Origin of the sequence: Pseudodonghicola xiamenensis DSM 18339, from assembly GCF_000429365.1 — a bacterium.
GTDB classification, from domain to species: Bacteria; Pseudomonadota; Alphaproteobacteria; order Rhodobacterales; family Rhodobacteraceae; genus Pseudodonghicola; species Pseudodonghicola xiamenensis.
This window is the reverse complement of sequence record NZ_AUBS01000015.1, coordinates 81,026-93,051: the sequence shown is the minus strand read 5'-3', so window position 1 is coordinate 93,051 and position 12,026 is coordinate 81,026. Positions and strand designations below refer to the sequence as shown.

The window sequence follows — 12,026 nt, the reverse complement described above, 5'->3', positions numbered from 1 at the left end:
GTAAGCGGTGTGCCGATCACACGGTGGCGGCGTAATTCCACGGGAGCAGGTCGTTGATCCGGCTTTGCTTGTGGCCTTGGACGATGGCGGTGAGTGTGGCAGACAGCCATGCGTGGGGGTCGACGCCGTTCATTTTGCAGGTCTCGATGAGCGAGGCGATGGTGGCCCAGTTTTCGGCTCCGGCGTCATGGCCCGCGAAGAGGGCGTTCTTGCGGTTCAGGGCGATGGGGCGGATGGTGCGTTCGACGGTGTTGTTGTCGACCTCCACGCGGCCATCGGTGAGGAAGCGGCCGAGGCCGTCGCGGTATTTGGCGATATAGGTGAGCGCTTCGCCCAATGGGGACTTAGCCGAGGCCCGGGCGCGATGGGGCGTCAGCCAGTCATCGAGGCGCGCGAGGATCGGGGCGGAGCGATCCTGCCGAACGGACAGGCGGGTGACAGGGTCACTGCCGCGGATCTCGGCCTCGATGGCGTAGAGATCGCGGATGAGGGCCACGCCTTCCTCGGCAATCGGCGCGGATCCGGTGCGGGTGATCTCGATCAGCTTGCGACGCGCGTGCGCCCAGCAATAGGCGAGCTGGATGCCCGGACCGATCCTGTCCGCTGCGATCAGGCGGTTGTATCCGGCATAGCCGTCGACCTGCAGAATGCCGCCGAAGCCCTGCAATATCCGCTCGGCATGTTGCCCGCCCCGACCGGGGGCATAGGTGAAGACCACGCCCGGTGGTGACGTGCCGCCCCAGGGTCGGTCGTCGCGAGCCAGTGCCCAGAAGTATCCAGTCTTGGTCTTTCTCGCCCCCGGATCGAGGACTGGGACACGGGTCTCGTCCATGAAGAGCTTGGTGGACCGCTTCAGGTCCGCCATCAGCGCGTCGTAGACGGGGCGGAGTTCGAAGGCAGCGCGGCCAACCCAATCGGCAAGGGTGGAGCGGTCGAGATCGACGCCTTGGCGGCTGTAGAGCTGGGCCTGACGGTAGAGCGGCAGATGATCCGCATACTTGCTGACCAGCACATGGGCGACTGTGGCTTCGGTGGGCATCCCGCCCGGGATCAGCCGCGCAGGGGCCGCCGCCTGAACCACGCCATCGGTGCAGGACCGGCAGGCATATTTGGGACGGCGGGTGACAATGACACGGAACTGGGCGGGCACGATGTCGAGCCGCTCTGAGACGTCTTCCCCGATACAATGCAGGCAGCCGCCGCAGGCGCAGGTCAGACTCTGCGGCTCGATGACCTCTTCGATGCGCGGCAGGTGTTTCGGCAATGCACCACGGTTGGCGGCACGCGGTTTGGCGGGGCGTTTGGCGGCGCGATCCTCGGCATCCTCTTCGGCATGGATCACTGCCATAGCCGTTTCCAGGTCTTCCAGCGCCAGCTCGAACTGGTCCGGATTGCTCTTCTCCGATTTCCGGCCGAAGACCGCCTGCTTGAAGGCCGCGACCAGCTTTTCCAGCCGCGCGATCCGCTCGTCCTTGCGAAGGTCGCGCGCTTCCGCGGCGATCAGCATCGCCTTCAGCGCAGCAATTTCTTCAAGCAGATCAGCGGCATTCGGCATGGCCGGGTTTTACCAAACCGCCATGGCCTATGCCTCTGGAAAGAGCACGATGAGTCATCCTGCCGCAGCCTTGAACGGCTCATTCCACGGCTTCGGGGGCCTTCGCCGCGATGGCCCGAACCCGCCGCCAATCGAGCCCCGCAAACAGCGCCTCGAACTGCGCGTGGTTCATCACCATCAGTCCGTCCTTTACCGCAGGCCAGGTGAAGCTGTGCTCCTCCAGCCGTTTGTAGGCCATCACCAGACCGGTGCCGTCCCAGTAGAGCAGCTTCAGCCGGTCCGCCTTCTTGGCCCGGAAGACAAAAACCGTTCCGGTGAACGGATCCTTGCGCAGCTCGTTCTTCACCATCGCGGCAAGGCTGTCGTGACCCTTGCGGAAGTCGATGGGCTTCGTGGCAACCATGATCCGCACCCGGTTCGACGGGAAGATCATGAGCAGGCCCGCAGCGCCATAGCCAGTTCCGCAACCCGTGCCGCAGGCGTGGCTGCGTTCAGCCGCACCGTCACCGTCCCGACGATCAGATCAATCGACGCCGTCGTTGCCGCTGCCGCGACCGCCAGCGGAGACGCCACGGGCGCTGCAAACTCTGCCCCCGCAACCTCAGGCACCACCAGCTTGCCCTTCCGAGCCAGCGTCCGCCAGGACGACAGGTGGTTGGCCTTCAATCCATGCCGACGCGCCACCTCGTTCACCGTGACGCCTGGCACCAGCGTCTCCGCCACCATCCGGCCCTTCGCCTCGTCAGACCATCGCCGCTTGGCCGCCGGAGCCGCCAGAAGCTCCACAAACCCAACGGCCTCCATACTGCGCTCCCGATGGACTCCCAAGGACACCTCCCGTGCAAATCTCCACACAAGGGCGCATCGCAGATTACGGATTCAGCAGGAAGGTGGGAGCGGAACAGCGCTTACGAAAAGTCTTCTATCGGCGTTTTAGAAGGCGGCGTATTTGGCCAAGGCGGCGCAGTGCGTCCTCTAGCATGCGGTAGATCTCAGCAGACTGGCGCGGGTTCTGGAATGGGTGGCTAACGGACAACCTTGGCACTAGGTAAATTGTCCAAACGGCGCAATTCGCCGCCTCTGCAGGATCGAAGTTTGGCCCAGCGCATAAGCGACGCTATCGGCCCTTAGCGGTCGTTCGTTCGGCAACACAGCCAAGTCTGCTATCGCCCCATGTCGGACGTTCTGACCATTGTCGCGAACATCCAAAAGCGGCCGATCGTCTATCAGCCCTAGCACATGTATCCGCCGACTGTCGAAACGCGGGGTCAAGAGGAAGCGCGAAAGAAGCGAAGCCATGGGTGATTACCCTATGACCGATATAGATTCACCATGATATCGTTCGACCAGAACGGTTTTCCTACCGAAGAGATGATGTCGCGCTCATCCAACCACCTGACAAGTTCGCTGTTTTCATTCGTCCTCTTGAGCGTTGGACGTGCATATCCGGTTTGGATTTTCGAATATGGGTAAGGAAGCTGTCCCAAGACATCACGAACTTCGTTCTTATCGAGCGTTTCGTGGAGGAGATTGAGTAGCTGGACCTGTGTGCCTACTGGCTCAGCGTTCACGATGACCGCCTTGGCAATATCAGGCGTAAGTGAAGGTAGCGCGCCATTTGTCCGCAACAGGATCGGCCCGACAATGCCGGCACGCTCAGGAAGACTGGGAAGAGCGCTCAAGTCCATCAAAGCGATTACCGCCCGTTTTTTGTCATCCGAGATATCGGTGGTAAGCAATCTCTCGCGGAAGTCATCGTCAATCGAATACGAACTGGGGTCGCGAAGATAGTAGGCGATGTTCTGAGCGACAAACGCCGTTTGAAGATCAACCTCGTCGTCAAGCGCAGCTAGATTCTCGGCATTGAACGTGACGCGTCGCTCCTCGATGAGTATTCGACGCTTGCTGGCGCTTATAGCATCCGGGAACTTCTTGAATTCCCTTGGAAGGGCCTGGATATAACCACGATAGACGATATCCGCGAGGCCCTCTGCATCGATGAGGAACTGACGAAGAGGGAATGCTTCTTTGGATTCTGGAATCGGGGTTTCCAGAAGAGCGTCACGGACCTTGTCATCGCCAAGGAAGGCGATGAGAGCGTCGCCCTCGAAATTTTCAGACTGAATGAAGGCGAGACAGTTGGACCACGTAGGAGCAATCTGTGTCCCACGGAGCACCATCGCCTGATAGCGAGCGGGCACTTCTTCCAGTGTGGGCAGACGCTTGGTTTGTCGTAGGACGAACGCTTCGACATCGTCGGCGTCGAGCTCATCGTGAGACATTACGGCCAATATCGCTTCGATATCCTCCTCGTCGTCCTCGACCATCTCCAACAGCACGTTCATGAAGTACGCTGAGAAATCGCTTTCCACCCGGTTGAGGAGAGGTTCGGCTCCGGAGTTTCGAACCCTAGAGTAATGCCGCTTACGTAAGTCTGGGCCAGAGTCCTCTCCGAGGATAGAGCCGAAGATGTAGTCCAAGTTCGCATCGTTCAGGCGGTAATGGCCAAATTCGTACAGTTTTCGAGCAACGTTCGGATATCCGTCGATCGCAGATAGGTCCTTCGTCTCGATCCGCAACTCTTTGAGCTTGACCGGATCCAGCCCCTCCAAGAGGTCGAGAATGTCCCGGAGATTGTCGACCGCGAACGTCCGTAGGTCGGGGTGCTCCTCGCGCTCGCGAGCCAGCATGGCCGGCGGAAGATGTTCGATGAGGCACGCCACATGCAAGATTGCGGAGGAGCCCTCAATGGCCGCGGGGACGAAACCGCGCCAAGCGTCGACGAGCTGCCTCAAAAATTCGGCAACGTGCGATCCCGTCGCGTAATAGGCTTCGAAGAATTCTTGCTGGTTCGGAAACTCGTTCGAAAGGTATGCGAAGACCTTCCCGAGCCGCTCCTTATGCTCCTCGCTCTCCAAGAGCGCGTCGACGAGCCGGACGTTCAGCGCATAATTCAGGCCGAAATCGTCCTCCCTCATTCCTGCGATGACTTCACTCGGGTTGTCGATGGGGAAAAGGGGCTCTGGTGTGTGAAAAGCCCTGATCTGTATTAGGAACTTATTGTCGTTCGGTGAAAGGCGTCCAGAGTGGAACAAGGAGGTATACTGGTAGTAGCTATCATCGAGATAGCCTTCCAAGAGCAGGAACCGAGCGAGTTCACCGCCGTCGCCGAGTTTTTTGAAGAGGCCTTCGATTTCTTGCGTGCTGGACCGCAGCAGAACGTTGAACTTGCTCGTGCGGATCGCTTTGATCTCGCTTCTCAGATGGGAGATCCTCCGATGCGCAGCCTTCTTATGTGTGTCCGCCTTGCGTTCGATGCTTCGCACCCGTTCGGCATAACTTGCTTCAGGGGCAACACTTTCTTGGAAGGCCGCGTTATTGTGCTGACGCCGACCAGCATTGAAAATGTGGTAATAAAGGGTTGGAGCCGTGATGAATTGTTCGATATCTTCGCGCTCAGATAAAGTGTTTAGCGCAATGTGCTCCTGTGCAGTTCTGCCGACGCCAGTAGTATTGGCCGGCAGCGTCTCGAAAAGGGCCATCGCGAAAATTCTTCTGAGCTCGCGCAGGTCCTTCGGAATCTGCTGTTCGGCCGTTTCGATATCGCGTTCGAGTTCGGCGATCTCGGATCGATAGCTCTGTTCACGCGCGGCGATGAGCTCGTCTTTACGCCCCAAGATTCCGGCGAGATGCCCTTCGCCACGGTGGAGCCCTTCGAAATCCCTAGGATAGACATTCTTATAGATCAGCACGGCGAGAAGCTTCGTAGCGTCGAGCACGTTCTCACCATCGGTTTCTAGGTTGGCGACGTAGATCGCGTACTCGTTGAAGATGTTATGGATCAGCCTGAGATCGCTTAGGTAGCGGGACACTTCGCGCAGGAACTGCTGATCGAGCCTTCCGTCCAACTCCAGTCTCTTGCCCTGTGCGAGCACCATGTCAATCGAATTCGAGCTGTTGATAATCGGAATGACGGGGATGATGAATTCGAAGAACTTGGTCCGATCGGTGTTGACGAACATGTCGTCGCGCAGCGCGTAGAGGAATCTAACCCGACGTCTCACGCCCACATTACCGTTCACGAGACTGTTGATCTCGCGAAGGGTGACGAAGATGTCGGAATCCTCGAAGCGATCGAGATCTTCCACGATGACGAGGTCGTAACGCGTGGACTGGAAGAAGTAGACGATCTCGTCCAGATGACGGTTGAGGATCGAGTCCTGGTCCTCCGAAGACGGCCGTATCTCGATGTCTTTCAGCGAAATGCTCTTGAGCGCCACGCCGAAGCTAGCGACGTAGAAGTGATGGATTACAGACCAGAGAAAGATCAGCGCGAAAACAGCTACGGAGATATTGAGCCAGTTCGTGAGATCGAAGGGTTCGAAATACGATCCCTCAAAAATCGCATCGCGATTGTGGAACACATGCCAGAGAGCGAGCAGTCCGGTAAGAATGTAGAGTGATCGGAAGATCGACCAAAATCCGGGCGATTGGATACGCTTGAAACGCGAGAGCGGCAGTTTATTTGCATCTGCGCCATAGAGCAGTTGCTGGAGGATACTTCGCTCAATCTCTTGTTTGGTCACCTTACGTCGCTCATCGCTTGCTTCCGGTAAGAAGGCGGCGAGAGAGATGTGCAGGGCTTGGCGGGGATAGGACTTCAGAAACGATCGGATGATGCTGCTCTTGCCAGAGCCATAAGGCCCGGTGAGCGCGATGTTAGATACGTCCGGACTGTCGGTCGCGAACTTCAAGGCAGCCGAATATGCCCCTCCTTGGTCAGCCTCATCAGTTGGGGCGAGATCGACAAATTTCGCTGGCCCAACGGGCGAAGCGGTTCTCCGGCGCAGCGCTTCCGCCGTCTCGATGAGCTTATTGGAGATCCAATGGCCGATTTTAATAAGACTGCTATTCATACCGGGCTGTCTACCATGCTCGAAATATTATCCTAAGCGCGTTAAGGACGGAAGTTCCGCAGTGGCGTCGAAGGCGTAGCTTTAGCAGGCAACCCGCTTTAGGGCTCAAAATAGCCGTTTGCCACAATCGAAGCAAACGCCCAATTTCTACCTGGTGTACCGGGAGTCTGTATGGGCTCTGACCCGCTTGCAGTCATTGACCATTTACGATGGCGGAGGCAATTTGTCCCGCGAAGCGGTCGTTCGTGCTCGGCGCAGAGAATGTCAGCACCCCGCACTTCGTGCCCGAGCCGGCTCTTCTCGCCGCGTGGTGCGAACGTCGCGTTGCGGCGGCAGGCGGTATCGAACATGTCTTGGTTGGCGGCAAGCCTGGCAAACGCGTCGCCGCAGGCTGCGATCACATCCACAGTGTGAACTCTCTGCATGCCCGCTACGGCAAGTTCATTGGGCCATTCTGCGGTCCGGCCGCCAAGAACCTCAACGGCGACATTCGGTGGCTCGACGTTCGACTGTCGGGAATGCAGCCCGCCGAAGTCTTGCGGGCATCTTGACACCTATGCTCTGACTGTCGGGCATATGAGCATCCGCTGGGTCGTAAGTGAACAGGTCGGTGGAGGGGGGCGGCCCTTGGCCTGATCAAGCGTTGTCGCACGGCGGATCCGTCGGATCGTCTGCCGCCCTGCCAGTCAGAAAACCCCGGTAGCGCACCAGCGGAGCCTTTGTCGCCGGGGCCAGCAGCGCGACATCGAAATGGAACTTACCGTCAGCAGCGAACTCGCGTGCGATAGACACCGGAAGCAGCCAGTATGGCAGGCGGACCGGCCCGATGCGCCCGTCGGTCACCGGATAGTGGAGCTCGCCATTTCGGACCTCCAGGCCGATCAAGAAGCTGAAAGGGCCGAACCTCTCGCGAAGGCCGGTCGTGTCCACCGAAAGATGGGAGCGGAACGCGCTCCGGCCGAACCTTCGCAGCCATGTCTCGCCACGCGGCGTGACCGTCTTGGTCACCTCGACGGGGATATCGGACGCGTCAGGCGGAAACCGGAAGATCGCGCAGAGCAGCCGGGACCAGAGGCCCGCGCCCCGACGGACCTCGCATCTACCCTCCCATCGTGAGACGCCGAGCGTCAGATGGGTTGCCCGGATCTCCTCGGGCAGCGCATCGAATTCAGGACCCAGCACACGCGGGAAGATGGGGGACGTCGGGACAACGACACGCTCTGTGACCACGCGAAGGTCCGCCATCGCAGCTTCCGCCTCCGCCAGGGTGATCGCCTCGAGAGCGGGGCCTGCACCGACCGGCAGATCGGCACGGCGCAACAGGGCGCGGGCCGCTACGGCCGGGATGAAGGGGCCGTCGCCATCTTCGGCCAGCAGGTGCCAGCTGCGGGTCTCGTGGCGCGTGGTGACCGAAACGGACATTCCGCCCCGGCCGCTGCCGAACGGCGCCAGCAAATCGGCCAATAACTTGAACAGGCGGACAACAGACGGGGTCACAGGAAGAGGACACACCCGGCGCAGGGCCGCGAACACGGCAAGCCCGTAGCGCATGACGGCCAGCTCCAGCCCGGCCCGGAACCTGACCGTCTCCGCACCGAAATGGGCAGGAAACAGGCGCTGGTCCGGCACCTGGATCTGCCAGCCCTGCCGGACCAGTCCCCCCGGAAGCGTGTAGTCCGCTGGCTCCGACCATCCGTAGGCCCGTTCCCATCTGTTGCCGCTCCAGACCGGCATGGGACGCCCCGCCTGGGACAGGATCGACTGCATGACGGACAAGCCGCGCGGCGCGCGGTTGCCCGGCAGGATCGCCGTGTCGATCACAGTGGGAACATCGTCACCGGCAAGGGCACACACGGCGGCAGAGGACAGCGCGGGCACGGAAGAGAGACCGGACAACACGCACAGCCCGGCCGCCCTCGCCTCGGTGTCCAGGGCGGATATGCCGGCGCAGAAATCGGCATTGTCAGAGAGGTCGAGGTAATGGACCCTTGCCGCAATGGCCGCGCGGGCAAGGCGATACGGGTCGTCTCCGTAGGCGTGGAATGGGCCCGCGGCGTCAATGACGACATCATATCCTTCAAGCGCATAGAGGCTGTCCGCACGATCAAACCTGATGCTCCGACAGCCCAGATCCTGCGCGCAGGCCCGGGCCTTTTCCAGGCTCCGTCCGGCGATGCAGACGTCATGGGCGTCGGCGACGAGCAGGCGCGCAAGCCGCGCGCCGAAAACGCCGTATCCACCAACGAGCAGAATATTCACCGGAGCAGACGCTTCTGAAAATCGGGATCGGGAAGCGCGCACATGTCACCCCGCCCGAACAGGGCGTATCTGTTCCGGGCAAGGCGTCGGTAGAGCCAGTCCCGCATCGGCCGGGGCAGGAGCAGCAGCACAGTGGCCAATCGCCCCCATCCTCCGAACTGTCGGGCGGCATGAACGACCGCCTCGAAGTCCTGATGGGCGACGCCCGCGTCAATGAACAGCCAGCTGGAGGGGTCTGTCGGCTGGAGCCCGTAGTGGCGCAAGAGCGCGGTGCCGAGCGGCGTCTGGATCGGGCAGATGCGCACGGACTGTCCCCGATCCAGGCGATGGATCATGCGCGCGCCCCAGCTACAGATTGCACATTCCGCATCCATCACGGCCAGCGGTGATCCGTCGTCGAAAGTCGGGACCTGCGGGTCGTCGCGGAAGGAGAATGGTTTCGACATGCTCCTGTCACGCTGTACGTCCATTTCCAGCCTCCAGGCTCCGGAAATCTACTCTCATCAGAGTGATGGGGGAAATCGCTGTCGTTTGCAACGATGCCTGAAGACATCGCGTGCGCCGAGATGATTCACAAACTGCGGCCAGCAAGAGCCTCGACAGCTTCGACTTCAAGGCGATCCCCAAGCTCAACAAGATGCAGGTCCTGGAACTCGCCCGCGGGAAATGGATCGCGCAGCGCGAGAATGTCATCGCCCTCGGCCCGGTTCGCCATTGCCGCTCGGACCAATGGCGCGACATGCTCACTGACCCGCTCCCCGTAGAGTCCGCGTTTATTGGTTCGCTCTGTTCAGGGTTTGGTTCTCTACTGACCGTTGGTGATACTCCCACGGGGTGAGCCCTTCGAGGCTCGTGTGGAGGCGGTGATGGTTGTAGTCGTTGTGCCAAGCCGCGATCAGCTCGACGCCTGTAACGTCCTCGCCAGGCTCCCCAACACAACGGCCTCACGGGCGCCAGACCTTCTGCCGTGGAATTGGCTGCCATCTGAACGCAGACGCGCAGCATGACCGCGGCCTACGCCGGATGCTTACGCTGATGCCGTGCTTCCGGCAGAGCTCCTTGGCGCCCACTCCGGCTTGGTGTTCCTTCAAGATGCTTATGATCTGCTCTTCGCTGAATCGGCTCTTCCGCATTGTCTGTCTCCTCGTGTGGAGAACAGGCTAACTTCAAACCGCGGACTTTTCAGGGGAGCAGGTCACCGGCTACTCTGAATCGGGAGCGGCGGTCGCGCTGGAATCCTCCAGGGATGAGAGAAAGCTTGTTAAATGAAGAACTTGTTCGTCTGTCAGCCGTGTTGTTGCGGACAGGACAGGAGAAATCGCTTTCACTTCCGCCGGCTCCATGAGATGCGCTCCGCTGTCGGCATAGTCATGGGCGAAACGGTAGGGGTTGAGATGCTGCTGAATGGCCTCGACGAGCGTCTTGGCGCTGCCATTGTGAAAATATGGGGCAGTCAGCGTCACGTTTCTGAGGGGCGGCGTCCGGAAAAGAAAGCGATCTCCCAGCTCTCTTGTCGCGTAGAACCTGCCGAAATCCTTATCTTCTCGGAGCTCCGGAACGCCGATTGAATGAAATCCGAAGTCACTGAATACGTCGCCGTTATGGCAGGTCGCGCATTTTCCGATGCCGTAGAACAGGAGCGCGCCGCGTTTCTGGTCTTCGGTCAATGCGGTCATATCGCCCGCAAGATAGTGATCCCAAGGTGTGTCCCGAGATTGAAATTCGATCTCGATATAGTGCGCGAGGGCATTCCCGAGGTGGGAAGGGCGAACCTCGTCCGCGGCCATCAGGCCGTAGCTGTCGCGAAACAGGGCCTGATAGTCTGCCTCCGAAGCGGCACTTTCGACCTCTTGGGCGAAGAGAATTGGCGCGACGCGCGCCAGTACATCTTCAGGTGACAAGGAGGCATTTGGCTCGGGCGCGAGATCATTGGAGGATCCTGGTTCTCCTAGCATTTCTGCCGGAATAAAGACCGGACGCACCGATTGAAGCGCCATCAGATTCTCGAACCCGGTCGTGGCGAGATCCTCGGGCGCTTCAAGCCCGCCCCGATCAGCGGCTATCGTTACCTCGAGCCGTCCGTCCCATAACATGGTAGAGACATCATTGTGATCTCGGTTCCAGAGATCAGGCACGTTGCGCGCCGGGATCTCGGGGCGCAGATATGACGACACATCCAATCGGGGCTCAAGTGCCGCGCCATCCGTAGTAGCAAGCTCGATTCTATGGCAGGTTGCACAGGTGCGATCCCCATGTCCGCTCAGAAGCGGGTCATGGAACAGTTTCTCGCCGAGCCGGAACTTCGGGTCCCGCACGTAGTCCTTCAACGGAAGTGGGGAGAGCGCGAGCCGCTCAATCACGAAGCGCAATTGGGCATCTAGATTCTCTGCGCTAACACCGCCATTGCGCAGATCTGGGTAAGTCGGATCGGAACTCGCCGAGAGGTATAGTGCCGCTAGGGCATGCTGAGATACGCCCTGCGAAAGGAGATGTTCTTTCAGCGTGGCGTAGCTCTTGCAGGGAAGACGCCCGATCTCGAGAGCCCGATCCAGGCGAGACGCCTGCGTAGGCGTCATGCGATCCGCCGCCTCGGTGGCCGTTTCCGTTGCATGCACGGCCTGAGCACAACCGGCGGCCAAGGCCCGGTAACCTGCCTCATGCGTGTGCAGTAGAAGACGCGGGTGCAGTTCGGCAAGGTAGAGCCAGACTGGTAAGGACAATCCGATGCCGATCATGGCAATTCGGAAGAGGATGCTGAGTGAGGGGAGCTGACGCTCCGGCTTCACTGCGCCGTCTCCGGTTCAAATTCGAGCGAGGATAGAAACGCGACGAGATATGAAATCTCCTGCTCGCTGAGCTCGACCGCATAGCTAGGCTCCCGTGACCATCGCGCAATCTTCTGGTAGAATTCTGCGCGATCCAGTGGTGACAGCTTGCTGGTGTCGATCCTTGCCAAGGGATCAACGTGGGCACGGATGGCCCCTGACAAGTCTGGTTCCACTCCTGAGTGGGAATAAGGCGCAGTCTTCGTGACATTGAAGAGTGGGGGTGTCCTGAAGGCATAGCGGTCTTCCGGGGCTTGGGTGAAATTGTATCGCCCGTAGTCGATTCCGAAGCCGTTGAAGCCGAAACCGAATTGTGCGAACGGGATGGCGTGAAACTCGAGGTCCGAGAAATAGGGCCCTGAGTGGCAGGAAGCGCACTGCCCGCGCCCGTAGAAAAGTAGGCCGCCGGCCAGTTCCTGAGGGAGTGTCATGAACTCTGTGTATCTTTCCCGGCCCATGCGGTTTCAGATA

The 12,026-nt window shown here is 59.9% G+C and carries 9 protein-coding genes and 3 pseudogenes; 2 read left to right on the top strand and 10 right to left on the bottom strand.

What is annotated here, in order from left to right:
- Positions 1-16: 16 nt before the first annotated feature.
- The 4 genes from tnpC to G455_RS0113680 form a co-directional block, all read right to left on the bottom strand.
- Positions 17-1,555, bottom strand: coding sequence for an IS66 family transposase (gene tnpC / locus G455_RS0113695; RefSeq protein WP_028094227.1), 1,539 nt, complete (start codon positions 1,553-1,555; stop codon positions 17-19).
- 79 nt (positions 1,556-1,634) lie between these two features.
- Entirely contained in the window at positions 1,635-1,988 is a 354-nt protein-coding gene (tnpB, locus tag G455_RS26410) for an IS66 family insertion sequence element accessory protein TnpB (RefSeq protein WP_028094226.1), read from the bottom strand.
- Positions 1,985-2,359 (bottom strand): transposase, encoded by a 375-nt coding sequence (locus G455_RS26405; protein ID WP_035366754.1) that lies wholly within the window; start codon positions 2,357-2,359, stop codon positions 1,985-1,987. Before G455_RS26405 ends, tnpB begins: the two co-directional genes overlap by 4 nt.
- Positions 2,360-2,865: 506 nt before the next feature.
- Positions 2,866-6,471: a YobI family P-loop NTPase gene (locus tag G455_RS0113680; RefSeq protein ID WP_028094224.1), complete on the bottom strand. Its 3,606-nt coding sequence runs from the start codon at positions 6,469-6,471 to the stop codon at positions 2,866-2,868.
- Positions 6,472-6,680: 209 nt separating this feature from the next.
- Between G455_RS0113680 and G455_RS26400 the strand changes: the two genes are divergently transcribed.
- Positions 6,681-7,022, top strand: coding sequence for a hypothetical protein (locus G455_RS26400; RefSeq protein WP_028094223.1), 342 nt, complete (start codon positions 6,681-6,683; stop codon positions 7,020-7,022).
- An 85-nt stretch (positions 7,023-7,107) separates the two neighbouring features.
- Here the strand turns inward: G455_RS26400 and G455_RS24110 are convergent, their stop codons facing one another.
- A complete protein-coding gene (locus tag G455_RS24110; RefSeq protein WP_051312490.1) occupies positions 7,108-8,730 on the bottom strand; it encodes an SDR family oxidoreductase in 1,623 nt (540 codons plus the stop codon).
- Positions 8,727-9,176, bottom strand: a complete 450-nt coding sequence (locus G455_RS0113665; protein WP_028094222.1) for a thiol-disulfide oxidoreductase DCC family protein — start codon at positions 9,174-9,176, stop codon at positions 8,727-8,729. The genes G455_RS24110 and G455_RS0113665 overlap by 4 nt, the downstream gene beginning before the upstream one ends.
- 137 nt (positions 9,177-9,313) lie before the next feature.
- Between G455_RS0113665 and G455_RS26815 the strand changes: the two are divergent.
- Positions 9,314-9,436: pseudogene (locus G455_RS26815) on the top strand (ATP-binding protein); the annotation flags it as partial.
- Between the two features lie 67 nt (positions 9,437-9,503).
- Here G455_RS26815 and G455_RS26810 read toward each other — a convergent pair.
- The 4 genes and pseudogenes from G455_RS26810 to G455_RS24105 form a co-directional block, all read right to left on the bottom strand.
- Positions 9,504-9,629 (bottom strand): annotated as a pseudogene (locus G455_RS26810) (integrase core domain-containing protein); the annotation flags it as partial.
- 132 nt (positions 9,630-9,761) lie between these two features.
- Positions 9,762-9,863, bottom strand: a pseudogene (locus G455_RS26050) (transposase); the annotation flags it as partial.
- Between the two features lie 69 nt (positions 9,864-9,932).
- On the bottom strand, positions 9,933-11,516 hold the full coding sequence (locus G455_RS0113655) for a cytochrome-c peroxidase (protein WP_028094220.1): 1,584 nt from the start codon (positions 11,514-11,516) through the stop codon (positions 9,933-9,935).
- On the bottom strand, positions 11,513-11,986 hold the full coding sequence (locus G455_RS24105; RefSeq protein ID WP_189658350.1) for a cytochrome-c peroxidase: 474 nt from the start codon (positions 11,984-11,986) through the stop codon (positions 11,513-11,515). The genes G455_RS0113655 and G455_RS24105 overlap by 4 nt, the downstream gene beginning before the upstream one ends.
- Positions 11,987-12,026 lie beyond the last annotated feature (40 nt).